Genomic DNA, 26,617 nt, shown 5'->3' with positions numbered 1-26,617 from the left:
GGAGCCGCAGCGTGCCGGAGCCGGGGAACGCCGGGTCCCGAGCACGCCGGGGCCGGCGCGCGATCGTGGAGCTGCCCACAGGAGATCTGCCGCGATCGCCCGCGCCCCTAGACTGGGCGGCCGTGACCGAGTCCCTCACCGCGCGCACCCCAGCCCCCTCCCTCGAGCGCCTGGTCGCCGACCTCGTGCCGCCGCCGCGCTTCGCGAAGGCGCGGCTGGACAACTACGTGCCCGATCCGCAGTACCCCTCCCAGCAGGAGGCGAAGGAGCGGATCGCCGAGTTCGCGCACGGCATCGGCCGCAGCGGCGGGTCGAAGGGCCTGCTGGGCATGTTCCGCAAGCGCCCGCAGGCGGCGCGCGGGCTCTACCTCGACGGCGGCTTCGGCGTGGGCAAGACCCACCTGCTGACCTCGCTGTTCCACATCACCGACGGGAACCCCGTCTACGGCACCTTCGTCGAGTACACGAACCTCGTGGGGGCGCTCGGCTTCACCCGCGCCGTGGAGCTGCTGGGCGGCTCCTCGCTCGTGTGCATCGACGAGTTCGAGCTCGACGACCCCGGGGACACGCTGCTGATGACGCGGCTGATCCGTGAGCTGTCCGATCGCGGCGTCGCGATCGTCGCGACCTCGAACACGCTGCCGGAGGCGCTCGGCGAGGGGCGCTTCGCCGCCCAGGACTTCCTGCGCGAGATCCAGTCGATGTCCGAGCGCTTCGACGTGCTGCGGATCGACGGCGAGGACTATCGGCGGCGCGAGGCCGTCGCCGAGGCGCCCGCCCTGCCGGAGGAGACCGTGCGCGAGCACGCCGAGGGCACGCCCGGCGCGACGCTCGACGACCTCCCCGCCCTCCTCGCGCACCTCAAGACCGTGCATCCCTCCCGCTACGGGGCGATGCTCGACGACGTCTCGTTCGCCCATCTCGTCGACGTGTCCACGATCGCCGACCACAACAACGGCCTGCGCTTCGTGGTGCTCGTGGACCGGCTCTACGACCGGGAGATCCCGGTGCTCGCGAGCGGCCAGGACGTGGCGGGCATCTTCACCGAGGAGCTGCTGCGCAGCGGGTACCGCAAGAAGTACTACCGCTCCCTCTCGCGCCTGACCTCGCTCGCGCGCGACGGCGCGAAGGACCTCGAGGGCGCCGCTCAGGACGCCTCGGCCGACTGAGCCGCGGCGTCGCTCCGGCGGACGACGAGCGCGCCGGGGCCTGCGAGCCCGACGACGAGCTCCTGGGCATCGCGGCGCAGCGCGCCGAAGGAGGCGAGGACCTCCCGGTCGGCAGCGGTGCCCGAGGCGGGCATCCCGGCCCCGCCCTCCGCGCGGCTGACGAGCACGTGCACGTCCCCGCGGCGCAGCACGAGCGACTCCTCGTCCAGCACGTCGACCCCGACGTGCCCGAGGTCCGGATCCGTCAGCTCCGGGAGCGCGCGGCGCAGGCCGATGAGCGTGCGGTACCACGCGAGCATCGAGGCGTGCGCGCCCTCGTCCCTCTCCTCCCAGTCCAGGGAGGAGTCGGTGAAGGTGGAGCGGGCCTGCGGGTCCGGCACATCGGATGAGTCCCAGCCCATCTGCGCGAACTCCTCGCGCCGCCCGGCGGTGACCATCGACCCCAGCGGCTCGGCATGATCGGTGAAGTACCGGAACGGGGCGGTGCACGCCCATTCCTCGCCCTGGAAGAGCATCGGCGTGGGCGCGCCCAGCAGGATCAGCGTGATCGCCGCGGCGTGCTCGCCGGGGGAGAGCAGCTGGTGGACGCGGTCCCCGCGGGCGCGATTGCCCACCTGGTCGTGGTCCTCGAGGAAGGCGACGAAGGAGTGCGCGTCATAGGCGTCGGTCGACGGATCGACGGGCGCGCCCCAGACCCGTCCGCGGAAGGTGGAGAGCGTCCCGGCGTGCTCGAAGACGCGGGTGAGGGTCCGGGCGAGCACCTCGGCGCTGCCGAAGTCCACGTAATAGCCCTGGCGCTCGCCGCTGATCCACGCGTGGACGGCGTGATGGACGTCGTCGGCCCACTGCATGTCCATGCCGAGCCCGCCGCGAGCGGTGGGCGTGACGGTCACGGGGTCGTTGCGGTCCGATTCCGCGATCAGGGTCAGCGGCCTCCCGGTCTCGGCCTCCCAGTGGGCGACCGCGTCGGCGAGCTCGGCGAGGAAGTGCCGGGGCGAGTCGTCCTGCAGCTCGTGCACCGCGTCGAGCCGCAGGCCGTCCAATTGCATGTGCACGAGCCAGAACCGGGCGACGCCGCGCAGGAAGGCGCGCACCTGGTCGCTGCCCGCGTCGTCGAGGTTCACGCCCCAGCCCCACGGGGTCTCGTGGCGATCGGTGAAGTAGGGGCCGAAGGCGCCGAGGTGGTTGCCGTCGGGCCCCAGGTGGTTCAGCACCACGTCCAGGACCACCGCGAGGCCGCGCGCATGCGCCGCCTCGACGAAGCGGGCGAGCGCGGCGGGACCGCCGTAGGCGGGGTGCACGGCCATGAGGTCCACCCCGTCGTACCCCCAGCCGCGCTCGCCGGGGAAGGCCGCGAGCGGCATCAGCTCGACCGCGTCGACGCCGAGCGCGACCAGGTGGTCCAGGCGCTCGATCGCGGTGTCCAAGGTGCCGGTGCCGCCGTCGGCGGACGGCGCGAAGGTGCCCACGTGCAGCTCGTAGACGACGCCCCCGCGGAAGGAGCGACCCTCCCACGGCGCATGCGGGAACAGCCGAGGGCGCACGACCTCGCTCGGGCCGTGGACCCCGTCCGGCTGGGCGAGGCTGCGCGGGTCCGGCAGCCAGTCCCCGTCCTCGTCCAGGCGGAACGCATAACGGGTACCCGTGCTCGGCACGGCGACCGGGTCCTCGGCGTCGGTCCCGTCGCCGCGCAGTCGGTGCCAGCCGTCGCCGACGGGCTCGAGTGAGCGCACGACCGCGTCCGCCTCCGCGTGGGTGTGCCACTGCGCGTGCGAGTGCGTGCGCGCCGAGCCGGGAAGGGCCGCGGTCTCCTCGCCGCGGGGTGGGACGGTCAGACGCACCTGCACCGTCCGTGCGCGCGGAGCCCAGACCTCGAGGACGCCGTCCGCATCCCGCACCGGCAGCGGTGCCGGGCCCGACGGAGGTCTCGCCGGGGAGGATGACGACGCCGTGCGCGCCGCCTCGGTCCCGGTCCCGGTCGTGTCGCTCGCGTGCTCGCTCATGCCGCCTCCTCGCCATCGGTCCCGCCGGCTGTCGCGCCTTCGGTCCCGCCGTCGGTCTCGTGCTCGAAGGACCCATGCCCGTCCGTCTCGTCGGCGCGCACCAGCAGCGCCGCCGGCCAGTCCTCGAGCAGCGCCGTCAGGCGCACCTGTCCTCCGTCGGTCTCCCGGCCGCTCAGCAGATCAAGCCAGCGGCCCTCGGGCAGCACGATCACCGCCTCGCCGAAGCCGCCGCGCTGGGCGAGGCCGTGCGCGAGGCGGGTGACGACCGTGACCTCCTCGAGCGGCCCGTCCTCGAGGGCGCGGCCGAAGGCCACCGCATGCGCGGTCGAGGTCGGCACCGGGCGGTAGACGGCGGAGCGCCCGCGGAAGAGCTCGGGACGCTTGCGGCGCAGGCGCAGCGCGCGATGGGTGAGCCAGAGCTTCTCGTCGGCCACGCCGTCGGGCCGCGCGCCCTCGCGCATGCGGGCGAGCCGCGCCGCGTGCCCGGCATGGTCGACCTCGCGGCGGTTGTCGGGATCGACGAGCGAGAGGTCGATGGACTCGCACCCCTGATAGACGTCGGGAACGCCCGGCATCGTGAGCTGGACGAGCTTCTGGCCGAGGATCGCCGCGCGCTGCGCGCCGAGCGTCCTGCGGGTGAGGTCCTCGAGGATCGACGCGACCTCGGGGGAGGCGAGGGCCGCGCGCCCCAGCTCCCGGACCTGGTCCTCGTACTCGATGTCCTGGTCCGTCCAGGTCGTGCGGGTCTTCGCCTCGCGCATGGCCTTCTCGAGGTAGCCGATGAGACGGTCCTCGTCGATGCGGTCGCTGTGCGCGCCCGGCAGGTCCCAGGTCCCCAGCAGCGTCTGCCACAGGAGCAGGCGCAGGGCGCCGTCGACCCGGTCCCCGGTGTGCGCGGCCACCGCCTGCTCGAGGTCGAGCACCGCGAGGCCCCATTCGTGGGGGATCTCGGTGAGCACGGCGAGACGGGCGCGCACGTCCTCGCTGCGCTTGGTGTCGTGCGTGGAGAGGGTCGTCATGGAGTCCGGGCGCGTGTGCACCATCGTCGCGCAGTGGTCGTGGAGGTCGTCGGGCTCGACGCCGATGCGGTCGGGATCCGCGCCCACCTCGGTGACCGGCAGGAACCGCGGATAGCGGTAGAACGCCGTGTCCTCCAGGCCCTTGGCGTGCACGGGTCCGCAGGTCTGGGCGAAGCGGACGATCAGCTCGGCGCGGTCGGCGCTCGCCGTCCGGCCGGCGCTGCCCGCCTCGTCCCCGCACACGAGCGCGAGCACCACCTCGAGAGCCGCGCCCAGGTCCGGGTCCTCGCCCAGGAGACCGCGGGCACGGGCGGCCGCCGCCTCGAGCACCGCGCGCTCGGCGCCGCTCGCGCTCTCCCCGGGGACGATGTAGGCGCGATAGCGGTCCATCGAGGCGAGCATCGCGACCAGCACCTTCTGGATCTGGCGGCGCGTGGTGTCGCGCAGTCGGATGTCCTCGGCGCAGATGCGACGGACGAGGTCCGTGAGGCGCTCGACCTCCGCCCACAGGCTCGTGGAGATGATGAGCGCGGTGGACTCGGCGGCGATCTCCTCGAACGGTCGCAGGTCGCCCGTGGTGCGCTGCCAGACGTGCGTGAGACCCAGGGCCCCGCGCGGGTCGTGGAAGAGGCCGCCCACGCGCCACAGGGCGTCGTACCCGGTGGTGCCGTCGCAGGGGAAGTCGCCGGGCAGCTGCTCGTCGCCCTCGAGGATCTTCTCCACCGCGGTCCAGGCGCCGCCGGAGGCCTCGTGCAGGTCGCGCAGGTATCCGCGCGGATCGGCGAGGCCGTCGGGATGGTCGATCCGGTATCCGTCGACGACGCCCTCGGACTGCAGCTGCAGGAGCAGCGCATGGGTGGCGGTGAACACCTCGGGCAGCTCGACGCGCACGGCCGCGAGGGTGTCGACGTCGAAGAAGCGACGGTAGTTCAGCTCGTCGTCGGCGACCTTCCAGTAGGCCAGTCGGTACCACTGGCGCTCGAGCAGGTCGACGAGGCCCAGGTCCTCGGTGCCCGGGGCGATCGGCAGCACGTGGTCGTAGTAGCGCACCACGCTCTCCTCGCGCGTGCCGCCGTCGCGCTGGGGCACGTCGGCACGGGACACCTCGATCTCGCCGTCGGCGAGGACCTGGCCGATGGGGCGTCCCAGCACGGGCATGAGGATCGAGTTCTGGGCGCTGATGTCCACGTCGAACCAGTCGGCGAAGGGCGAGGCCGGCCCCTCGCGCAGCACCGACCACAGGGCGCGGTTGTGCCAGACGGGCGTGGGGATCGCCATGTGGTTGGGGACGACGTCGACGATCAGCCCCATGCCGTGCGCGTGGACGGCGTCGGCCAGTCTCCGCAGGGCGTCGATCCCGCCGATCTCCTCGCTGATCCGCGTGTGGTCCACGACGTCGTACCCGTGGGTGGAGCCGGGTGCGGCCTGGAGCACGGGGGAGCAGAACACGTGTCCCGCCCCGAGGTCGGCGAGGTAGGGGACGAGCGCGGCGGCGTCGTCGCATGTGAAGCCCGCGTGCAGCTGGAGCCGGTACGTGCTGGTGGGGACGATCCGGGAGGGGGCGGGGAGGGTGACCATGTGCTGCGTGCTCCTTCGCGGGTCGGGACCAGGGCGGGACCGTGGTGGGCCGAAGGGGTCAGCGCCGCGGGTGCGAGGCGCTCGTGATCCGCGGCGCGGCGAGCGGGCCGGGGGACTGCGAGGACGCGCTCGAGTACGCCCGTTCGCGCGGCGGCAGGGCTGCCTGCGAGGAGTCGTCCTGCTCGGCCTGCGCGCCGTCGGCCTCGTCCGCGGCGGGATCCTCGGGGTGGCGCCCCAGGATCAGCACGGAGTAGGCGGGCCGCGTGATCGTCTGCCCCGGCTCGAGCCTCTCGCCGAGATCGAGCTGGTGGGCGGTGCCCGAGGCGACGTACCAGGCGGAGCCGAACTCCTCGGGCGGGACGCGGAAGTCCACGTCGTTGCCCGCCCAGTTGAACATGAGCAGCGCGGAGTCGTCGATGATGCGCTCGCCGCGGGCGTCCGGCTCGGGGATCGCGGAGCCGTTGAGGAACACGTCCACGCACTTGTTCTGCGGGTCGTCCCACTGCTCCTGCGTCATCTCGGTGCCGTCGGTCGCGAGCCAGACCACGTCCGGCAGGGACTCGTCGCCCTCGCAGGGGTTCTGGCCGCCCAGGAAGCGCCGGCGCCGGAAGATCGGGTGCGCCCGGCGCAGGGCGATCATGTGTCGGGTGAAGTCGAGCATGTCCTGCTGGTCCTCGTCGAGGTCCCAGTCGACCCACGAGATCTCGTCGTCCTGGCAGTAGGTGTTGTTGTTGCCCTGCTGGGTGCGGCCCATCTCGTCGCCGTGGAGGATCATCGGCACGCCCTGGCTGACCAGGAGGGTCGCCATGAAGTTCTTCGCGCGGCGCAGACGCAGCGAGGTGATGGCGAGGTCCTCCGTCGGCCCCTCGGCCCCCGAGTTCCAGGAGCGGTTGTGGCTCTCGCCGTCGTTGCCGCCCTCGCCGTTGGCCTCGTTGTGCCGCTCGTTGTAGGAGACGAGGTCGCGCACGGTGAAGCCATCGTGCGCGGTGACGAAGTTGACGGAGGCGATCGGGGTGCGGCCCGTGTGCTGGTAGAGGTCGGAGGAGCCCGCGAGGCGGGAGGAGAAGTCGGGGAGCACGCCCGGCTCGCTGCGGCCCGCGTCGCGCACGGTGTCGCGGTAGCGACCGTTCCACTCCGACCACAGGGGCGGGAAGCCGCCCACCTGGTAGCCGCCCTCGCCGAGGTCCCAGGGCTCGGCGATGAGCTTGACCTGGGAGATGATCGGGTCCTGCTGGATGATGTCGAAGAAGGCGGAGAGCCGGTCCACCTCGTGCAGCTCGCGGGCGAGCGTCGAGGCGAGGTCGAAGCGGAAGCCGTCCACGTGCATCTCGCTGACCCAGTAGCGCAGCGAGTCCATGATCAGTTGCAGCACGTGCGGGGTGCGCATGAGCAGGGAGTTCCCCGTGCCCGTGGTGTCGTAGTAGTGCGCCTTGTCGTCGTCGACGAGCCGGTAGTACGAGGCGTTGTCGATGCCGCGGAAGGAGAGGGTGGGGCCCTTGTCGTTGCCCTCGGCGGTGTGGTTGTAGACGACGTCGAGGATCACCTCGATGCCGGCGGCGTGGAGGTTCTTGACCATGGTCTTGAACTCCTGGACCTGCTGGCCGGCGTCCCCCGCGTAGGAGTACTCGTTGTGCGGGGCGAAGAACCCGATCGTGTTGTAGCCCCAGTAGTTGCGCAGCCCCTTCTCGACGAGGTGGCCGTCCTGGACGAACTGGTGCACGGGCATCAGCTCCACGGCGGTCACCCCGAGCGACTGCAGATGGCGGATGATCTCGGGGTGGCCCATCGCCACGTAGGTGCCGCGGATCGACTCGTCGATCCCCGGGTGCTGCATCGTCAGGCCCTTGACGTGCGCCTCGTAGATGACGGTGTCGTGGTACTCGTGGCCGGGGGAGTGGTCGCTGCCCCAGTCGAAGTAGGGGGAGACCACGATGCCGAGCATCGTGTGCGGGGCCGAGTCCTCCTCGTTGCGCCGCTCGGGGTCCTCGAAGTCGTAGGAGAAGAGCGAGGGATGGTTCGTGGCCATCCCGCTGATCGCCTTCGCGTACGGGTCCAGCAGCAGCTTCGACGGATCGCAGCGCTGGCCGGCGGCGGGGTCGTAGGGGCCGTGGACGCGGTAGCCGTAGCGCTGCCCGGGCTGGACCGCCGGGAGGTAGACGTGCCACACGAACGCGTCGACCTCGGTGACCTGCACGCGGGTCTCGGTGCCGTCCTCGTCGAACAGGCACAGCTCGACCCGCTCGGCCGCCTCGGAGAACAGGGCGAAGTTCGTGCCGCCGCCGTCGAAGGTCGCGCCGAGGGGGTACGGCTGTCCCGTCCAGATCTGCATGTGTGCACAGTACCCGGGCGCACCTGGGGCCGACGGGGCGCGGCGCGGGCCGTCGGCCCCCTCAGGAGCCTTCCGGCCAGTCGCCCGGACTGTCGGCCCCGCCCTCGACGACCTCCTCGTGCGCTCCGGGGAGGGCGGTCCAGTCGTCCTGCGGGCGGTAGCCCAGCTCGAGCATGGTGTCGGTGATGTCCCAGCGGCGATTGGGGTTGGCGGAGATCGCGTAGTAGATGCCGAAGGGGACATCGGCCTCGAGGGCGCTGCGCACGGCCCGGGCCGCGTCGTCCGGGGAGAGCCACATGGCGCGCAGCAGGTCCACGTCCGTGGACAGCGGGTCCTCGCTCATCCATCCGATGCGCAGGGCGATCACCTGGAGTCCGAAGGCGTCGTGGTAGTGGCGGCCCAGGGCCTCGCCGAACACCTTGGAGACCCCGTAGAGGGAGTCCGGCCAGGGCGGCATGCCGCTGTGCACGGGCCACTGCTCGTGGCGGTCGTAGCCGCCCATCGCATGGTTCGACGAGGCGAGCACGACCCGGCGCACGCCGGCGTCCCGCGCCGCCTCCAGCACGTTGCGCTGTCCCACGATGTTCGGACCGAGCACCGACTCCCAGTCGGACTCGGGGGAGGCGGAGCCCGCGAGGTGGACGACCGAGTCGATCCCCTCCATCAGCGCGCGGACCTGGTCGTAGTCGGTCACGTCGGCGACGCGCAGCCGGTCGCGCAGCTCTTCGGTGCGTGCGTGCCGGCCCTGGGGGACGATGTCGTACTCGTCGTCGAGCCGGGCGAGCAGTGCCGTGCCCACGCCGCCCGTCGCCCCTGTCAGCAGGATCCGCTTCTTCGCGTCATCGCTCATGGGGCCATTGTGGGACGTGCTCGGCGACCTGGCCAGAGCCGGGTGCGGACACGGAAAAGGCCCCGGTCGATGACCGGGGCCTTCAGCGTGGGCGATACTGGGATCGAACCAGTGACCTCTTTCGTGTCAGGAAAGCGCGCTACCACTGCGCCAATCGCCCATGCAGCCGAGCTGCGAGGGGACGGAGCGGACGACGGGACTCGAACCCGCGACCCTCACCTTGGCAAGGTGATGCTCTACCAACTGAGCCACGTCCGCGCATCTGCCGGATCCATCGCTCCCGGGTCGCCCCGGAGCAGGTGGTTCCTGCTGACGAGGAGACACATTACGGGTGTGTGCGCGCCGCGTGCAAATGCACGTGATGCGCGGCACCAGCCCTGCGGGACCTCGGCCGGGGTGGCTCACACCACAGCGCGAAGTGGTCTCTGACGTTCGGATCTGCGGCGCTGGTGGTGTAATCTCGTCCAGGTCCGATCGGGAGCCCGGCTCCCGCGGAGGACACCGAAGGGCTCGCTCATGGGCGGCCCGACGGGCGATTGGCGTAGTGGTAGCGCGCTTCCTTCACACGGAAGAGGTCACTGGTTCGATCCCAGTATCGCCCACGACAGGATCCTCGGATCCTCGTCATGCGGACGTGGCTCAGTTGGTAGAGCATCACCTTGCCAAGGTGAGGGTCGCGGGTTCGAGTCCCGTCGTCCGCTCCGGGAGACGGCGCGCCCGACACTGTCGGGAGCGCCGTTCCTCATGAGGGGCCGTCCTCGCGTCGGCCGCTCGTCCGGTGGGTTGGCCGAGAGGCGAGGCAACGGCCTGCAAAGCCGTGTACACGGGTTCGAATCCCGTACCCACCTCCGCTTCCGCCTCCGGGCGGAGGACGATCAGGGCGATTGGCGCAGTGGTAGCGCGCTTTCCTGACACGAAAGAGGTCACTGGTTCGATCCCAGTATCGCCCACACCTGAAGGCCCTGACCGGCGCATCCGGTCAGGGCCTTCGTCATGTCCCGGCTGTTCCCGAGCGTTCCCGACCGTCTCCGGCCGGCCCCGAAGCGGTGTCGCCGCGGCGCGTGCCCGAATGGTCCGTGCGCCGGCGCGGACCGTGTAGCGTCTGCACGTCCGGTCCTCACGATGCTGTGCAGGAGACCGGTATCGCCCCGCCCCTTTCCCCCGAGCTCGATGCTGAGGAGCCCGCCATGTCCGTGCTCGAACGCGACGCGATCGTCGCGCCCGTGAAGTTCAACCGCTGGCTGATCCCGCCCGCGGCCCTCGCCATCCACCTGAGCATCGGCCAGGTCTACGCGTTCTCCGTGTTCAAGGCCCCGCTGATCGACCACTTCGGCTTCGACGAGGGCAGCGGCGAGGTCGCGACCGGGTGGATCTTCTCCCTCGCGATCGCGATGCTCGGCATCTCCTCTGCGATCGCGGGCGCCTGGGTCGAGAAGGTCGGCCCGCGGAAGTCGATGGTGGTCTCCGGCGCCTTCTGGGTGGCGGGATTCCTGGTGGCGACCCTGGGCGTCGCGACCAGCCAGCTCTGGCTCGTGTACGTCGGCTACGGGGTCATCGGAGGCATCGGACTCGGGATCGGCTACATCTCCCCGGTGTCCACGCTCATGAAGTGGTTCCCGGATCGTCCGGGCCTCTCCACGGGCCTCGCGATCATGGGCTTCGGAGGCGGCGCGCTCATCGCGAGCCCCGCCTCCAACGCGCTGATGGCGGTGTACGGCGGCGGCGGCGATCATCTCGGTGACGGGATCACCGGCACCTTCCTCACCCTCGCGGTGATCTACCTGATCGTCATCGCCCTCGGCGCGTACGTCATCCGCCTCCCGCATCCCGACTGGTCGCCGACCGGATTCGACGCCTCGCAGGCCACGGCCAAGCCCATGCAGTCCGCGGGGAACGTCTCCGTCCGGGGAGCCATGCGCACGCCGCAGTTCTGGCTGCTCTGGATCGCGCTGTTCACCAACGTCACCGCCGGCATCGGCATCCTCGAATCCGCCTCGCCGATGATCCAGGGATCCTTCGCCGGGATCACCGCGGTCGCCGCCGGCGGCTTCGTGGGGCTGCTCTCGATCTTCAACATGGGCGGCCGCTTCGTATGGTCCACGGCCTCGGACTACCTGGGCCGCAAGAACACGTACCTGGTGTTCCTCGGCGGCGGGATCCTCCTGTACCTGCTGCTGGTGACCGTCGGCTCCCAGGCGCTCGCGATCTTCGTGCTCTCGGCGCTCGTGATCATCTCCTTCTACGGGGGCGGCTTCGCCACGGCGCCCGCGTACCTCAAGGACCTGTTCGGCGTGTACCAGGTGGGCGCGATCCACGGCCGCCTGCTCACGGCATGGTCCGCCGCCGGCATCGTGGGCCCGCTGATCGTGAACTCGGTGGTCGAGCACCAGAAGAGCGCGGGCCAGGAGGGCTTCGGCCTCTATCGCCTGGCGCTGATCATCATGATCGGCATCCTCGTCGTCGGCTTCGTCGCGAACCTCCTGATCCGCAGGCTCGACCCGCGCCACTTCGAGGACCCGGAGGTCGTCGCGAAGAAGGCCGAGCACGACCGCGAGGCCGCGGCGAAGGCGTCGGACGCCCGGCACGGCGATGGTGCGGCGTCCGCGAGCGGTGCGCACACCGCCGCGGCCAGCGTTCTCGGGCTCATCGTGGTCGCGGCGCTGGCCTACGGCGTCGTGAAGACGCTCATCACCGCCGTCGGACTGTTCACCGGCTGATCCCGCGCGGGCCGGTCGCGAGTCCTGCGGGTCGCGCGTCGTGCCCGGCCCGGGTCATGCCGGTCGCGCGTCGCGACCGTCCCGGGCCGTGCGCGTCTCGCGCCGGTCGAATGCGGTTCTCGGGGGAGGCGGCGGCCGGATACGATCGTCCGCGGAGCCGGCATCGTCGGCCGGCTCGACCCGACCAGCAAGGAGCACCCCGTGGCCCAGATCGCCATCACCCTCGACGGATCCCCCCAGCAGATCGAGGAGGGGACCACGGGCACCGAGCTGTTCGAGGGCCAGGGCACGATCGTCGCCCTGCGGGTCGACGGCGAGCTGCGGGACCTCGCGACCGCCGTGGCCGACGGCCAGGACATCGAGGGCGTCGAGCTCGGCAGCGAGGACGGCCTCTCGATCCTGCGCCACTCCACCGCGCACGTGCTCGCCCAGGCGGTGCAGCGCGTGAACCCCGAGGCGAAGCTGGGCATCGGACCGCCCATCACCGACGGCTTCTACTACGACTTCGACGTCGAGACCCCCTTCACCCCCGAGGACCTCAAGAACCTCGAGAAGCAGATGGGGCGCATCGTCAAGGAGAACCAGCGGTTCGTGCGCCGCGAGGTCAGCGACGACGAGGCCCGCGCCGAGGAGTCCGGCGAGCCCTTCAAGCTCGAGCTGATCGGGCTGAAGTCCTCGGCCGACGACGCCGCCGAGGGCGCGAGCGTCGAGGTCGGCGCCGGCGGACTGACCATGTACGACAACGTCTCGAAGAAGGGGGACGTGGTCTGGACCGACCTCTGCCGCGGCCCCCACCTGCCCTCGACCAAGCACATCGGCAACGGCTTCGCCCTGACCCGCTCCGCCGCCGCGTACTGGCGAGGCAGCGAGAAGAACCCGATGCTGCAGCGCGTCTACGGCACCGCTTGGCCCACCAAGGACGAGCTCAAGGCCTACCAGGAGCGGATCGCCGAGGCCGAGCGCCGCGACCACCGCCGCCTGGGCTCCGAGCTGGACCTGTTCTCGTTCCCCGACGAGATCGGCTCCGGGCTGCCCGTGTTCCACCCCAAGGGCGCGATGATCAAGATGGAGATGGAGGACTACTCCCGCCGGCGCCACATCGAGGCCGGGTACTCCTTCGTCTCCACCCCGCACATCACCAAGAAGAACCTCTTCGAGACCTCCCGCCACCTCGAGTGGTACGCCGACGGCATGTACCCGCCCATGCACCTCGACGAGGAGCAGGACGCGGACGGCAACGTCACCAAGCAGGGCCAGGACTACTACCTCAAGCCCATGAACTGCCCGATGCACAACCTCGTCTACCGCTCCCGGGGCCGCTCCTACCGCGAGCTCCCCCTGCGGCTGTTCGAGTTCGGCAGCGTCTACCGCTACGAGAAGTCCGGCGTGGTCCACGGCCTCACCCGCGCCCGCGGGTTCACCCAGGACGACGCGCACATCTACACCACCCGCGAGCAGATGCGCGACGAGCTCGCGAGCCTGCTGACCTTCGTGCTGGACCTGCTGCGCGACTACGGGCTCGACGACTTCTACCTCGAGCTGTCCACCCGCGACCCCGAGAAGTCCGTGGGCGACGAGGCGACCTGGGAGGAGGCGACCCGCACCCTCGAGGAGGTCGCCCGGGAGTCGGGCCTCGACCTGGTGCCCGACCCGGGCGGCGCCGCCTTCTACGGCCCGAAGATCTCGGTGCAGGCCAAGGACGCCATCGGCCGCACCTGGCAGCTCTCGACCATCCAGCTCGACTTCTTCGAGCCCGAGCTGTTCGAGCTCGAGTACACCGCGTCCGACGGCTCCCGCCAGCGCCCGGTGATGATCCACCGCGCGCTCTTCGGGTCGATCGAGCGCTTCTTCGGCGTGCTGCTCGAGCACTACGCGGGCGCCTTCCCGGTCTGGCTCGCCCCCGTGCAGGTCGTCGGCATCCCCGTGGCCGCCGAGTACGCGCCCTACCTCGACCAGGTCGCGCAGAGGCTGCGCGAGCGGGGAGTGCGCGTGGAGGTCGACGCCTCGGACGACCGGATGCAGAAGAAGATCCGCACGCACACCAAGGAGAAGGTGCCCTACCTCCTCATCGCCGGCGGCGAGGACCAGGAGAACGGCGCGGTCTCCTTCCGCTTCCGCGACGGCAGCCAGGACAACGGCATCCCCGTGGACGAGGCCGTCGAGCGCATCGTCGAGTCGATCCGCACCCGCGCGCAGGTCTGAGGAGGTCCGATGGGCACGCCCGAGCAGCACGGCTCCGCGGAGCAGAGGGCCGAGGACGAGCACGCCGACGAGCAGCGGACCGATGAGTCCGTGCGCGTCGAGTCCCCGAGCGCCTTCGCGGGCGAGGACGACGGCATGGACCGGCTGTGGACGCCCCATCGGATGGTGTACATCCAGGGCGAGGGCAAGCCCGAGGACCCCGACGACGGCGAGCAGTGCCCCTTCTGCGCGGGCCCCGCGAAGAGCGACGAGGACGCGCTCATCGTCCATCGCGGGTCCCTCGCCTTCGTGATCCTCAACCTCTTCCCCTACAACAGCGGCCACCTCATGGTGTGCCCGTACCGCCACGTCGCCGACTACACGGACCTCACCGAGGACGAGGTCGTCGAGGTCGCGGACCTCACCCGAACCGCGATGAGGGTGGTGCGCGAGGTCTCCCGTCCCGACGGCTTCAACCTGGGCATGAACCAGGGCGAGGCGGGAGGGGCCGGCATCGCCGCCCACCTGCACCAGCACGTCGTCCCGCGCTGGATCGGGGACGCGAACTTCCTGCCGATCGTCGGACGCACCAAGGCGCTGCCGATCCTGCTCGCCGACACCCGTGCCCAGTACGCCGCGGCCTGGCCCGGCGGGGCGGGGGAGGGCGAGCGCGCATGAGCGCCCCGGGGACCACCGCCGACTACGGGTACGACGTCGACCGCACGGACCCGCAGGCGCCCGGGCACCTGCGCCCGGGCTCGGCCCGGCGCACCCGCAGGCGGCGCCCCTGGGTGCAGTTGCTCGTCTGGGGCGGCGCGATCGCGGCCCTGATCCTGGTCGCCGCCGGGGTGTGGTTCTTCACGATCCGGCCGCTCGGCACGGGCACGGCCCTGGTCGCGTTCACCGCCGCGCTCGTGCCCGTGAGCCTCGTGATCGCCGCCGTGTGGTGGCTGGACCGGTACACGCCGCAGCCACGGATCACCCTCGTCTACTCCTTCGTGTGGGGCGCGGCCGGCTCGGTCGCGCTGACCTTCGTCATCGGCGGCGCCGTGACCTGGTGGATCACCCCGCAGGACGCGGGCGAGAACACCGCGAACTTCCTCGCCGCCGTGGTCCAGGCGCCTCTCGTCGAGGAATCGATGAAGTCCTCCGGGCTCATCGCCCTGCTGATCTGGGGCCGGCGCTTCATCGGCGGGCCGATCGACGGCGTCGTCTACGCCATGCTCATCGCCGGCGGCTTCGCCTTCACCGAGAACGTGCTCTACTTCGGGCGCGCCTTCCAGCAGGCGCAGGCCTCCGGCACCGTCGACGCGTTCTGGCAGACCTTCCTGCTGCGAGGCCTGCTCTCCCCGTTCGCCCATGCGAGCTTCACCTCGCTGTGCGGGCTGGGGCTGGGGATCGCCGCCGAGCGCCGCTCCCTGATGCTCTACTTCGGACTGGGAGTGGGCGGGCTCTCGCTGGGCATGTGCCTGCACGCCCTGTGGAACGGCTCCACCTTCTTCATCCAGGTCGACCAGGCGGCGCCGATGGCGGGCTTCCTGCGCTACTACCTCACGATCCAGCTCCCGCTGTTCCTCCTGCTCGCGGGCATCATGACCTTCCTGCGGCTGCGCGAGAAGCGGATCGTGCGCACCCAGCTCTCCGCCTACGGGCGCGCGGGATGGTTCGCGCCCCGCGAGGTGGACATGCTGGTCTCGATCCGCGCCCGCCGCCGCGCCGAGAAGTGGGCGTCCGCCCACGGGGCCGTGCCGCGGATGGCGATGCACGACCTCATCCTCGCCGCGGTGGACCTCGCCATCACCCGGCACGGCGTGCTCCACGGGAAGCCGACGGCCAAGACCCGTGAGCGCGAGCGGGAGCTGCTCGAGCGCATCACCGCGGACCGTCGGCTGATCGGGGCGCTCAGCCGGCCTGTCGTCCCCTCCGCGTCCGCCGCGGACGGCTGAGGGCCGCGCCGGCCGTAGACTGTCGGGGTCCAGACCGAAGGATCGACCAGCCGAGGAGACACATGTCGGGTCACTCCAAGTGGGCGACGACCAAGCACAAGAAGGCCGCGATCGACGCCAAGCGCGGCAAGCTGTTCGCCAAGCTCATCAAGAACATCGAGGTGGCGGCGCGTACGGGCGGGCCGGACCCCGCGGGGAACCCGACCCTGTACGACGCGATCCAGAAGGCCAAGAAGACCTCGGTCCCCAACGACAACATCGACCGCGCCGTCAAGCGCGGAGGCGGTCTGGACGGCGGCGGCGTCGACTACCAGACGCTCATGTACGAGGGGTACGCCCCCGGCGGCGTCGCCCTGCTCGTCGAGTGCCTCACGGACAACAAGAACCGTGCGGTCTCCGAGGTGCGCCTGGCCTTCACCCGCAGCGGCGGCAACATGGCCGACTCCGGCTCGGTCGCCTACATGTTCAACCGCAAGGGCGTCGTCGCCGTCCCCAAGGAGGGGAACACCGAGGACGACCTGCTCGAGGTCGTGCTCGACGCCGGGGCGGAGGAGATCAACGACGAGGGCGACACCTTCGAGATCATCTCCGAGGCCGGCGACGTGGTCGCCGTGCGCACCGCTCTCCAGGAGGCGGGCGTCGACTACGACAGCGCCGAGGCGCAGTTCGTGCCGAACATCCGCACCGAGGTCGATCTCGACGGCGCCCAGAAGGTGCTCCGCCTGATCGACGCGCTCGAGGACAGCGACGACGTGCAGAACGTCTACTCGAACCTCGACATCCCCGAGGACGTCGCCGCGCAGCTCGAGGACGAGGACTGATCCTGCTGCCCCCGCGCCGGGAGTCCCCGTCCGCACCCGGAGCGTCGCAGCGATGACGCTCCGGGTGCTCGGCGTGGACCCCGGGCTCACGCGCTGCGGCTACGGCGTCCTCGACGCCGGGCGCGGCCGCTCGGCGACCCTCGTCGACGTGGGCGTCGTGCGCTCGAGCCCCGAGGAGGGGATCGACCAGCGCCTGCTGGTGATCTCCCGGGGCCTCGAGGAGAAGATCGAGGAGCACGCTCCGGACGTCGTCGCCATCGAGCGGGTCTTCAGCCAGAACAACACCTCGACCGTGATGGGCACCGCCCAGGTCTCCGGCGTCGCGATCCTGCTCGCCGCGCAGCGCGGCATCCGGATCGCCATGCACACGCCCTCCGAGGTCAAGGCCGCCGTCACGGGAAGCGGGCGCGCCGACAAGAAGCAGATCCAGACCATGCTGGTCAAGCTGCTGCACCTCGAGGCGCCTCCGAAGCCGGCCGACGCCGCCGACGCCGTCGCGATCGCCCTCACCCAGCTCTGGCGCGGGCCCGGGCCGGTGAGGCTCGACTCCAGCGGCCGCGCGCGCACGAGCGCGCAGTCCGTCTGGGCCGAGGCGGAGCGCAGCGCGCGGCGCGCCCGGGAGTCCTCGACCTCCCGCTTCTGATCGAACACGTGTTCTAGGGTGGTGCCGTGATCGCTTCTCTCACCGGGACGGTGGCCTCGATCGGCCTCGACTCCCTGGTCCTCGACGTCCACGGCGTGGGCTACCTCGTGTGCACCACGCCCGCCGCCCTCGCCCAGACCCGGCACGGCGCACCGCTGACCCTGCACACCGAGCTCGTCGTGCGCGAGGACTCGCTGACGCTGTTCGGGTTCCCCTCCGCGGAGGACACGGAGACCTTCCGGATCGTGCAGTCGGTGAGCGGCATCGGCCCGCGCCTCGCCCTCGCCGTGCTCGCGGTCCTGTCCCCGGAGGATCTGCGCCGCGCGGTCGCCGCGCAGGACGTCAAGGCCATCACCCGCACGCCCGGGATCGGCCCCAAGGTCGCCAGCCGCATGATCCTCGAGCTCGGCGGCAAGCTCGCACCGCCCGCCGATCAGCAGGGGGAGCAGCAGGTCGACGACGCCGGCGCCCCCGTCGCCGGCGCGCACCCGCTGGACGACCAGGTGGTCACGGCCCTCATCGGCCTCGGCTGGCCCGACAAGGCCGCGGCCGACGCCGTCTCCGGCGTCCACGAGGAGCCCGATGCCCCGCAGGACGCCGCCGGTCTGCTGCGCGCCGCCCTGCGCCGCCTCGGAGGCAGCCGGTGAGCGCGTCGACGGAGGACTTCGACGAGGCCGACGACGGCGGGCGCGCCCTCACGAGCGCGGAGTCCGGGGCGCTCGAACGGGCCGCCGAGGCGGCTCTGCGTCCGAAGAGCCTCGCGGACTTCGTCGGACAGGAGGTCGTGCGCGAGCAGCTCTCCCTGGTGCTCGACGCCGCCAAGGGCCGCGGGCGCCCGCCCGAGCACATGCTCCTCTCGGGTCCGCCGGGACTCGGCAAGACCACCCTGGCGATGATCATCGCCACCGAGCTGTCCGTGCCGCTGCGCATCACCTCCGGGCCCGCCGTGCAGCACGCGGGGGACCTCGCCGCGATCCTCTCCGCCCTCGAGGAGGGGGAGGTGCTGTTCATCGATGAGATCCACCGGCTCGCGCGTCCCGCCGAGGAGATGCTCTACATCGCCATGGAGGACTTCCGGGTCGACGTGGTGGTCGGCAAGGGAGTCGGCGCGACCTCGATCCCGCTCGAGCTGCCGCCCTTCACCGTCGTCGGCGCGACCACGCGGGCGGGGCTGCTCCCCGCGCCGCTGCGCGACCGCTTCGGGTTCACCGGCCATCTCGACTACTACCGGGCCGAGGAGCTGCATCGCGTGGTCACGCGATCGGCCGGGCAGCTCGCGGTCGAGATCGAGGACGCGGCCGCCGGCGAGATCTCCTCCCGCTCCCGCGGCACGCCCCGCATCGCCAACCGTCTGCTGCGACGCGTGCGCGACTGGGCGCAGGTGCGCGGCGACGGTCGGCTCGACCTCGACGCCGCTCGTCGTGCCCTGGACGTCTACGAGGTCGACGAGCGGGGCCTGGACCGCCTCGACCGCGCCGTGATCTCGGCGCTGTGCACGCGCTTCGCCGGGGGACCGGTGGGGCTGTCGACCCTCGCCGTGTCCGTGGGCGAGGAGACGGAGACCGTCGAGACGGTCGTCGAGCCCTACCTGGTGCGCGAGGGCTTCCTCACCCGCACCCCGCGCGGCCGCATCGCGACGCCGCTCGCCTGGTCGCACCTGGGGCTCGCCGCCCCCGAGCCCGCATCGGGCACGACCCCGCCGCTCGGTCGGTTCTGAGGCGTCGGGCGGTCGCCGGCAGAGGTGCTCGCGCCGCCGCGAGGATGTTCCGAGGGGACGTTCGGGGTCGGCAGGTAGAGTGGTGCGGGTGCGCGTGCGGCCGAGCCGCTCAGCGCCCGCCCGTGCGGCCGCGCCGCACCCGTCGATCAGCTCGCGCCCCGCGCCCCTCGGTGCCAGGCGGCGCTCGAAAGGACCCCCATGCAGTCCATGATCCCCCTCATCGTGATGTTCGGTGCGATGATCCTGCTGATGGTCTGGATGTCCAGCCGTCAGCGCAAGGCCCAGGCCGCCCAGCAGGAGAAGGTCAAGGCGCTCGGCGTCGGGGACGAGGTCCGCACCCACTCCGGCTTCTTCGGCCTCATCGTCGAGGAGTACGACGACGTCGTCATCCTCGAGACCGAGTCCGGCGCGCACACCAAGTGGGCCCGTCAGGCGATCGCCGGCCCTGCGGACCCGAGCGCCGCGCACGCCGACGCCGCCCCGCTCGAGGGCGAGACGGTCGAGAGGTCGGAGGGCTCCGAGACGTCGCGCACCGCGCAGGACGCCACCGCGCTCGACGCGAGCGCGAGCGGCACCGAGGACCGCGCGGAGTCCCTCCCGGACTTCGGCGACGAGTCGCCGGCGTCGGCCGACGCCTCCCGCGAGGGCGAGATCCCCGGCGTCACCGCCCGGGGCGACGAGCCCGGCACCGCACGCTGAAGCACCCCTGACACGTCGCCCCGCTGAGGAATCGCATATCGCATGAGCGCACGTCGCACGTCCCTGGGAGGGCTCGTCCTCCTGATCGTGGTCCTGATCGGCATCGTCGGTGCCGGGGTCTGGAAGGGCGGCTGGCAGGCCTCCCCGAAGCTCGCCCTCGATCTCGAGGGAGGCACGCAGATCATCCTCCAGGCGAGCACGACCGACGGCTCCGCCATCGACGCGGACTCGATGGATCAGGCCCGCGAGATCATCTCCCAGCGCGTGAACGCGATGGGTGTCGCCGAGACGGAGATCAGCGTCCAGGGTGGCACCAACATCGTCGTGGACGTCCCGGGGAATCTCGACTCGGAGACCCGCGAGGCGCTCGGGGCGACGGCGGCGCTGTCGTTCCGGCCCGTGCTCGCCACCCTCGACCCCTCGGGGACCGGCAGCGCCAAGGCCAGTGACGACGGGGGATCGGGCCCCTCCGACGAGGTGTTCTCCGGCGCGATCACCTTGGACGACCCGTATGCGCCGAACTCGACCGCGCAGGCGACCGGCGCCTCCGATGCGTCCGACGGCGCATCCGACGGGGGCGGCGACGGCTCGTCCTCCGACGTGCCCGCCGCCTGGTCCTCCGACTGGGCGACCACGGCGCTGCAATCGCAGGCCGCGGCCGTGGACTGCACCGATCCCAAGGCGCAGCAGGAGATCGCCTCCTCGGCGCCGAACTCCCAGCCCGTCGTGGCCTGCAGCGACGACGGCTCGGCCAAGTACCTGCTGGGCCCGGAGGTCCTGCCCGGCACCGTGGTGACCAACGCGAGCGTGGGCAGCGACACGAACTCCTCGGGCCAGGCGACCGGCTCCTACCTGGTGAACATGCAGTTCACCTCCGAGGGCAGCAAGACCTTCGGCACCATGACCAACGCGCTCTACAACAAGAAGGGCGCGACCGACTCCTTCGCGATCGTCCTGGACGGCCAGGTCGTCTCCGCGCCCTACGTGCAGACGCCCTCCTCCAACGGCGCGTCGATCAGCGGCAACTTCGATCAGGACACCGCGAAGCAGCTCGCCGACCAGCTGAAGTTCGGCGCGCTCCCGCTGCAGTTCGACATCCAGTCCGAGCAGCAGATCTCCGCGACGCTCGGCGGCGACCAGCTCGAGAAGGGCCTCATCGCGGGCATCATCGGGCTGATCCTCGTGGTCGCCTACGCGGCCCTGCAGTACCGGGTGCTCTCGATCGTGACGACCTCGAGCCTCGTGGTCACCGGCGTGCTCACCTACCTCACGCTCACCGTGCTCTCGCACATCCCGGAGATCGGCTACCGCCTCTCGCTCGCGGGCGTGACCGGCCTGATCGTCGCGATCGCCTTCACGGCCGACTCGTTCATCGTCTACTTCGAACGCGTGCGCGACGAGATACGCGACGGCCGCGGCATCGTCGCGGCCGTGGACCATGGCTGGAACCGCGCCAAGCGCACCATCCTCGCCTCGGACACGGTGAACCTCATCGCCTCGATCGTGCTGTACGTCCTGTCCACGGGCAGCGTCCGCGGCTTCGCGTTCACGCTGGGGCTCACCACGATCATGGATCTCGTGGTGGTGTTCCTCTTCACCCACCCGCTGCTGCAGACCCTCGTGCGCTCCCGCTTCTTCGGCAAGGGCCATCCCATGAGCGGGCTCGATCCCGCCCAGCTCGGCCGCCAGGTCCCCACCTACGCGGGCCGCGGGCGCGTCCGCTCGGCCGCTGAGCGCGGCCCGGTCGACGGCGCGGACGACGAGGCACCCGTCCGCGAGACCCTCGCGCAGCGCAAGGCTCGCCTGGCCCGGGAGGCCCGGGAGGGGGCGTCGACAGGGGAGACGGACCAGAAGGGGACGAGCGCGGACCCCGGCCCGGATCCCGGGGGCGAGGACAGCGGATCGCAGGGCGACGAGGACGGGAGTGACGCACGATGAGGCTCAGCACGGCGAATCTCGGCAACGACCTGCACACCGGCGCGGTCTCCGTCCCGATCGTGCGCCGCCGGCGCACCTGGTACCTGATCAGCGTCATCGTCGTCGTCATCCTCGGCAGCATCGCGCTGGTGCGCGGGGTGAACCTGGGCATCGAGTTCACCGGCGGCTCCGAGTTCCAGGTCTCGGGCGTCAGCTCGTCCCAGGAGTCGCAGGCCCGCGACGTCGTGCGCGAGGTCGTCAGCGACAACGAGCCGAAGGTGACGATGATCGGCGGGAGCACGCTGCGCGTGCAGACCGCGCAGCTCGACACCCAGCAGACCCAGCAGGTCGCCCAGGATCTGGCGGACACCTACGACGTGCGCGTCTCCGACGTCTCGACCTCCTACATCGGCCCGGTGTGGGGCGGCGACGTCACCACGAAGATGGCCCGCGGCGTGGTCGTGTTCATCCTCCTGGTCGCCGCCGTGATGGCGCTCTACTTCCGCAACGTGAAGACCTCGCTCGCCGCGATGATCACGCTCGTGCACGACATGCTCTTCACCGCCGCGGTGTACGGCGTCGTCGGCTTCGAGATCACCCCGGCCACTGTGATCGGCTTCCTCACGATCCTCGGCTACTCGCTGTACGACACGATCGTCGTGTTCGACAAGATGCGCGAGAACACCGCCCACCTGACCGATCAGAACCGCAGGACGTACTCGGAGGCCGTCGAGCTCGCGGCGAACCAGACGCTCATGCGCTCGCTGAACACCTCGATCGTCGCCCTGCTGCCCGTGGGCTCCATCCTCGCGATCGGAGCCTTCGTGCTCGGCGCCGGCACGCTCAAGGACATCTCCCTGGCCCTGTTCATCGGCATCTTCGTGGGCACCTACTCCTCGGTGTTCCTCGCTCCCGGCCTCGTGGTGACCCTGCGCGGACGCGAGAAGGACATCGCAGCCCACAGCAGGCGCGTCCTCGAGGCCCGCAGCGCCGGGACCGAGGGAGCCGGCGCGGACGACGACTCCGACGGGGCCCTCGAGAGCGCAGCGGGCGCCACGACCACCACGACCAGGAGGCGCCGATGACCCCCGCCCTCGCGAGCCCCGCAGGCTCGACGCCCGCCGGCCCCACGACCGTCGGCGCCACGACCGCCGCCGGTGCCGGCACCGGACCCACCGGCAGGCTCGACCCCGAGCAGGTGCGGGAGCTCATGGCCTCGCACATCGACACCTATCAGGACTTCCCCGAGCCCGGTGTGCTGTTCCGCGACATCACCCCGCTGCTGCGCGACCCCGAGTCCTTCCACGCCGTGATCGGCCACTGGAGCGCGATCCTGCCCGAGCAGGTGGACCTCGTGGTCGGCGTCGAGGCGCGCGGCTTCGTGCTGGGCGCGCCGCTGGCCTTCGAGATGGGCGCCGGCTTCGTCCCCGCGCGCAAGGCCGGCAAGCTCCCCGGCACGCCGCGCTCGATCAGCTACGACCTCGAGTACGGCAGCGCCCAGATCGAGATCGCGGTCGACGCGCTCCCGCGCGGGGCCCGCGTGATGGTGGTCGACGACCTGCTGGCCACCGGCGGCACCGCCGCGGCCACGATCGAGCTCGTGCGCCGCTTCGACGTGGAGCTGCTGGGCGTCTCCTTCCTCCTCGAGCTCGAGGGCCTGGGCGGACGCGATCGACTCCCCGCGGACGTCCCCGTCGTGACCGTCGAGTCCGTCCAGAACTGAGACGCAGGCCCGCTCCGGGCCCTCGGCCGCACGGGGCCCGGACGCTTCCGGATCCGGAGCTCTCCGCCGTCGGCGGACGCCGGACACCACCACTCCCTACGGGGTCGTAGACTCGGGTGACTGCGCAGGAGGTTCGGATGAGTGAACACGGGACCACCCCCCGGTCGGAGTCGCGCCCGGCGCCCGTCCATCGGCGCTCGCGGTCTCCGTTCTCGTTCCTGGTCGGACGCACGTCGCCGACCAGTCCGAACCCCTCGTCGGCCTATTTCGAACCGCTCGTCCAGGCGGTGACCGCGGTCCATCCCAAGGAGGACCTGGGACTGCTGGAGCGCGCCTTCGCCGTCGCCGAGAGGGCCCATCAGGGGCAGTTCCGCAAGAGCGGGGACCCGTACATCACGCACCCGGTGTCGGTCGCGATGATCCTCGCGGAGCTCGGCAGCCCGCAGGAGGTGCTCGCGGCCGCTCTGCTCCACGACACCGTCGAGGACACCGACTACTCGCTGGACCAGCTGCGGAAGGACTTCGGCGACGAGATCGCCCTGCTCGTCGACGGCGTGACCAAGCTCGACAAGGTGACCTACGGCGACGCGGCCCAGGCCGAGACCGTGCGCAAGATGATCGTGGCGATGAGCCGCGACATCCGCGTGCTGCTCATCAAGCTCGCCGATCGCCTGCACAACGCCCGCACCTGGCGGTACGTGCCCGCCGCGTCGGCCGAGCGCAAGGCGCGCGAGACCCTCGAGATCTACGCCCCTCTCGCGCACCGCCTGGGTCTGAACACCATGAAGTGGGAGCTCGAGGACCGCTCGTTCCAGGTGCTCTACCCGAAGGTGTACGCGGAGATCGTCTCCCTGGTCGCCCAGCACGCGCCCGCCCGCGAGCAGTACCTCGCGAGCGTGTCCGGTCAGATCCAGGATGACCTGCGCAAGGCGAAGATCAAGGCCTCCGTCACCGGCCGCCCCAAGCACTACTACTCGATCTACCAGAAGATGATCGTGCGCGGGCGCGACTTCGCGGACATCTACGACCTGGTGGGCATCCGCGTGCTCGTGGACACCGTGCGCGACTGCTACGGCGTGCTGGGCATCCTGCACGCCCGGTGGTCGCCCATCCCGGGGCGCTTCAAGGACTACATCGCCCTGCCCAAGTTCAACCTGTACCAGTCGCTGCACACCACCGTCATCGGTCCCACCGGCAAGCCCGTCGAGGTGCAGATCCGCACCCGTGAGATGCACCGCCGCGCCGAGTACGGCGTCGCCGCGCACTGGAAGTACAAGGCGATGGCGGGCCCCGACCCGGCGCCGACGGCGAAGTCGGGGGAGATGGCCTGGCTGCGCCAGCTCATGGACTGGCAGAAGGACACCTCCGACTCGGGCGACTTCCTGGACTCCCTGCGCTTCGAGATCAACAGCCAGGAGGTCTACGTCTTCACGCCGAAGGGCGACGTGATCGCGCTTCCCCAGGGGGCGACACCCGTCGACTTCGCCTACACGGTGCACACCGAGGTGGGTCACCGCACCATCGGGGCACGTGTCAACGGCAAGCTCGTGCCGCTGGACTCGGCGCTGAGCACGGGCGACGTGGTCGAGGTGTTCACCTCGAAGGCCGACGGCGCCGGGCCCAGCCAGGACTGGCTGGGCTTCGTGAAGACCCCGCGCGCCCGCACCAAGATCCGTCAGTGGTTCTCCAAGGAGCGCCGCGAGGAGGCGCTCGAGAAGGGCAAGGACGAGCTGTCCAAGGCGCTGCGCCGCCAGGACCTTCCGATGCGCCGCCTGCTCACCCACGAGACCCTGCAGTCGGTCGCGCTGGACCTCGACCAGAACTCCGTGGACGCCCTCTACACCGCGATCGGCGAGGGGCACGTCGGGGCCCAGAACGTCGTCGAGAAGCTCCGGGCGACCTTCGGCGGGACCGCCGGGGCCGAGGAGGACGTGGTCGAGACGACCCTGCCCTCGAAGGTGCTCGCCCGCCCCTCCGAGGCGCAGCGCCACACCAGCGAGACCGACCAGGGTGTGATCGTCGACGGGCAGAAGGACCTGTGGGTCAAGCTCGCCAAGTGCTGCGCACCCGTGCCGGGCGATCCGATCATCGGCTTCGTGACCCGCGGGTCGGGCATCTCGGTGCACCATCGACAGTGCTTCAACGCCACGCAGCTGGAGGAGGAGCAGCCCGATCGGATCGTGGATGTCCACTGGTCCGGCCGCATGGGCTCGGTCTACCTCGTGCACATCAAGGTCGAGGCGCTGGATCGGGATCGACTGCTCACGGACCTCGCCCTGGTGATCGCCGACCAGCAGGTGAGCCTGCAGTCCGCCTCATGCCAGTCGCATCGGGACCGACTGGCCACGGCGTACTTCTCCTTCGAGCTCGCCGACCCCTCGCACCTGCAGGCCGTCCTCGCACAGGTCCGCAAGGTCGAGGGCGTCTACGACGCCTACCGCGTCACGGCGGACGGCAAGGTCGTCGAGGGTCGAGGAATGGTCGAGGCCTGACCCCCGTGACCTCGGCGCGCCCAGCGCTCCACCTCCCGCACCCGCAGCACGGCCCGCTCGCGCGTGTCGGCGTCCTCCGCCCCCTCGGGAGCTGACGCGCAGCGCCGCACGATCTGCTCGAGGAGCCTGCGGGCGACCCTGCTCCCCGAGCCCCCTCGCGCCGCTGCGAGCCGCTCCCCGATCTGCTCTCCCGTGCACAGCCCGGTGCGCACGAGCGCTTCCACTCCCTCGATCGCGGCCTCTCCGTCGAAGCGCAGCAGATCGGCGCCCGTCCTGGCGGGGGTGGTGACCGGCGTGCCCGCGATCTGCTCGATGTCGGTGATCGTGACGCCGGAATGGTGGACGCGCACCCCGGGGATCACGCTGCGGTGGGAGAAGGTCACGAGGTCGATGGGGTCGGGGAACGCCGCGCCCGTGTGCACCCAGTGCGCCGACCAGAGGGCGATCACGTGATCGCTGCGCAGCCTCGCGCCGACGGCGCCGCCCACCAGCAGAGCCCGGTCCGAGGCGTGCTCGGCGAGATAGAAGGGGACCAGCCGACCCTCGCCGACGGGCACCAGAGCCCCCGTGCGCACATCGTCGTAGTGGGAGAGCGTCGCCGGCCAGCGGGCGACCTCCTGCTCGAGGGCGGCCGCGAGCTCGGCCGCCTGCTGCGACCATGCCGCGCACGGGGCGTCGGCCGACGGCAGGGACGGGTGCTCCTCGGCGGAAGCCGTGGGGGAGGCGCCGGTCGGGCCGAACGCGCCGACTGCGCCGACCGAACCGACTGCGCCGGGCGGTGCAGGCGATGCGGGCGGGGCGACGGCGGGGGAG

The 26,617-nt window shown here is 71.3% G+C and carries 19 protein-coding genes and 6 tRNA genes; 18 read left to right on the top strand and 7 right to left on the bottom strand.

What is annotated here, in order from left to right; all coding sequences use genetic code 11:
- Nucleotides 1-122: 122 nt before the first annotated feature.
- The gene (zapE, locus tag MHY49_RS10520; protein WP_239203936.1) at nucleotides 123-1,169 is read left to right on the top strand and encodes a cell division protein ZapE; all 1,047 of its coding nucleotides are present in this window, start codon (nucleotides 123-125) and stop codon (nucleotides 1,167-1,169) included.
- Here zapE and treZ read toward each other — a convergent pair.
- The 6 genes from treZ to MHY49_RS10490 form a co-directional block, all read right to left on the bottom strand.
- Nucleotides 1,148-3,172 (bottom strand): malto-oligosyltrehalose trehalohydrolase, encoded by a 2,025-nt coding sequence (treZ, locus tag MHY49_RS10515; protein WP_239203935.1) that lies wholly within the window; start codon nucleotides 3,170-3,172, stop codon nucleotides 1,148-1,150. The two genes, zapE and treZ, sit on opposite strands and share 22 nt — an antisense overlap.
- On the bottom strand, nucleotides 3,169-5,769 hold the full coding sequence (treY, locus tag MHY49_RS10510) for a malto-oligosyltrehalose synthase (RefSeq protein WP_239203934.1): 2,601 nt from the start codon (nucleotides 5,767-5,769) through the stop codon (nucleotides 3,169-3,171). The genes treZ and treY overlap by 4 nt, the downstream gene beginning before the upstream one ends.
- Nucleotides 5,770-5,827: 58 nt before the next feature.
- Entirely contained in the window at nucleotides 5,828-8,098 is a 2,271-nt protein-coding gene (gene glgX / locus MHY49_RS10505) for a glycogen debranching protein GlgX (RefSeq protein WP_239203933.1), read from the bottom strand.
- Nucleotides 8,099-8,159: 61 nt separating this feature from the next.
- Nucleotides 8,160-8,948 (bottom strand): NAD(P)-dependent oxidoreductase, encoded by a 789-nt coding sequence (locus MHY49_RS10500; protein ID WP_239203932.1) that lies wholly within the window; start codon nucleotides 8,946-8,948, stop codon nucleotides 8,160-8,162.
- A gap of 88 nt (nucleotides 8,949-9,036) precedes the next feature.
- A tRNA-Val gene (locus MHY49_RS10495) sits at nucleotides 9,037-9,108 on the bottom strand.
- A 25-nt stretch (nucleotides 9,109-9,133) separates the two neighbouring features.
- Nucleotides 9,134-9,206, bottom strand: a tRNA-Gly gene (locus MHY49_RS10490).
- Nucleotides 9,207-9,478: 272 nt separating this feature from the next.
- Here MHY49_RS10490 and MHY49_RS10485 point away from each other — a divergent pair.
- From MHY49_RS10485 to MHY49_RS10405, 17 genes are all read left to right on the top strand, one after another.
- A tRNA-Val gene (locus tag MHY49_RS10485) sits at nucleotides 9,479-9,550 on the top strand.
- Nucleotides 9,551-9,576: 26 nt separating this feature from the next.
- A tRNA-Gly gene (locus MHY49_RS10480) sits at nucleotides 9,577-9,649 on the top strand.
- A gap of 76 nt (nucleotides 9,650-9,725) precedes the next feature.
- Nucleotides 9,726-9,796: transfer RNA gene (locus MHY49_RS10475), tRNA-Cys, on the top strand.
- A 30-nt stretch (nucleotides 9,797-9,826) separates the two neighbouring features.
- Nucleotides 9,827-9,898: transfer RNA gene (locus tag MHY49_RS10470), tRNA-Val, on the top strand.
- A gap of 237 nt (nucleotides 9,899-10,135) precedes the next feature.
- A complete protein-coding gene (locus MHY49_RS10465) occupies nucleotides 10,136-11,665 on the top strand; it encodes an OFA family MFS transporter (RefSeq protein ID WP_239203931.1) in 1,530 nt (509 codons plus the stop codon).
- 201 nt (nucleotides 11,666-11,866) lie between these two features.
- On the top strand, nucleotides 11,867-13,867 hold the full coding sequence (gene thrS / locus MHY49_RS10460) for a threonine--tRNA ligase (protein WP_239203930.1): 2,001 nt from the start codon (nucleotides 11,867-11,869) through the stop codon (nucleotides 13,865-13,867).
- A gap of 9 nt (nucleotides 13,868-13,876) precedes the next feature.
- Nucleotides 13,877-14,524: an HIT domain-containing protein gene (locus MHY49_RS10455; RefSeq protein WP_370646101.1), complete on the top strand. Its 648-nt coding sequence runs from the start codon at nucleotides 13,877-13,879 to the stop codon at nucleotides 14,522-14,524.
- Entirely contained in the window at nucleotides 14,521-15,792 is a 1,272-nt protein-coding gene (locus MHY49_RS10450) for a PrsW family intramembrane metalloprotease (RefSeq protein ID WP_239203929.1), read from the top strand. The genes MHY49_RS10455 and MHY49_RS10450 overlap by 4 nt, the downstream gene beginning before the upstream one ends.
- A gap of 62 nt (nucleotides 15,793-15,854) precedes the next feature.
- Nucleotides 15,855-16,613 (top strand): YebC/PmpR family DNA-binding transcriptional regulator, encoded by a 759-nt coding sequence (locus MHY49_RS10445; protein WP_239203928.1) that lies wholly within the window; start codon nucleotides 15,855-15,857, stop codon nucleotides 16,611-16,613.
- 52 nt (nucleotides 16,614-16,665) lie between these two features.
- Entirely contained in the window at nucleotides 16,666-17,256 is a 591-nt protein-coding gene (ruvC, locus tag MHY49_RS10440; protein ID WP_228358610.1) for a crossover junction endodeoxyribonuclease RuvC, read from the top strand.
- 26 nt (nucleotides 17,257-17,282) lie between these two features.
- Nucleotides 17,283-17,903: a Holliday junction branch migration protein RuvA gene (gene ruvA, locus MHY49_RS10435; protein WP_239203927.1), complete on the top strand. Its 621-nt coding sequence runs from the start codon at nucleotides 17,283-17,285 to the stop codon at nucleotides 17,901-17,903.
- Nucleotides 17,900-18,973, top strand: coding sequence for a Holliday junction branch migration DNA helicase RuvB (gene ruvB / locus MHY49_RS10430; protein ID WP_239203926.1), 1,074 nt, complete (start codon nucleotides 17,900-17,902; stop codon nucleotides 18,971-18,973). The genes ruvA and ruvB overlap by 4 nt, the downstream gene beginning before the upstream one ends.
- Before the next feature lie 198 nt (nucleotides 18,974-19,171).
- Nucleotides 19,172-19,672, top strand: coding sequence for a preprotein translocase subunit YajC (yajC, locus tag MHY49_RS10425; RefSeq protein WP_239203925.1), 501 nt, complete (start codon nucleotides 19,172-19,174; stop codon nucleotides 19,670-19,672).
- 42 nt (nucleotides 19,673-19,714) lie between these two features.
- A complete protein-coding gene (gene secD / locus MHY49_RS10420) occupies nucleotides 19,715-21,610 on the top strand; it encodes a protein translocase subunit SecD (protein ID WP_239203924.1) in 1,896 nt (631 codons plus the stop codon).
- Nucleotides 21,607-22,674 carry a protein translocase subunit SecF gene (gene secF / locus MHY49_RS10415; RefSeq protein WP_239203923.1) on the top strand — a complete coding sequence of 356 codons (1,068 nt, stop codon included), beginning with the start codon at nucleotides 21,607-21,609 and terminating at the stop codon, nucleotides 22,672-22,674. Before secD ends, secF begins: the two co-directional genes overlap by 4 nt.
- Nucleotides 22,675-22,799: 125 nt before the next feature.
- Nucleotides 22,800-23,312 carry an adenine phosphoribosyltransferase gene (locus MHY49_RS10410; protein ID WP_239203949.1) on the top strand — a complete coding sequence of 171 codons (513 nt, stop codon included), beginning with the start codon at nucleotides 22,800-22,802 and terminating at the stop codon, nucleotides 23,310-23,312.
- Nucleotides 23,313-23,449: 137 nt separating this feature from the next.
- Nucleotides 23,450-25,804 (top strand): bifunctional (p)ppGpp synthetase/guanosine-3',5'-bis(diphosphate) 3'-pyrophosphohydrolase, encoded by a 2,355-nt coding sequence (locus tag MHY49_RS10405; protein ID WP_239203922.1) that lies wholly within the window; start codon nucleotides 23,450-23,452, stop codon nucleotides 25,802-25,804.
- On the opposite strand, the gene MHY49_RS10400 is transcribed toward MHY49_RS10405, so the two are convergent.
- On the bottom strand, nucleotides 25,747-26,617 hold an 871-nt coding region (locus tag MHY49_RS10400), incomplete at its 5' end, for a hypothetical protein (RefSeq protein ID WP_239203921.1). The two genes, MHY49_RS10405 and MHY49_RS10400, sit on opposite strands and share 58 nt — an antisense overlap.

The sequence above is a fragment of the Brachybacterium sp. ACRRE genome (genome assembly GCF_022346485.1).
GTDB classification, from domain to species: Bacteria; Actinomycetota; Actinomycetes; order Actinomycetales; family Dermabacteraceae; genus Brachybacterium; species Brachybacterium halotolerans.
This window is presented reverse-complemented; position numbering and strand designations above follow the sequence as displayed.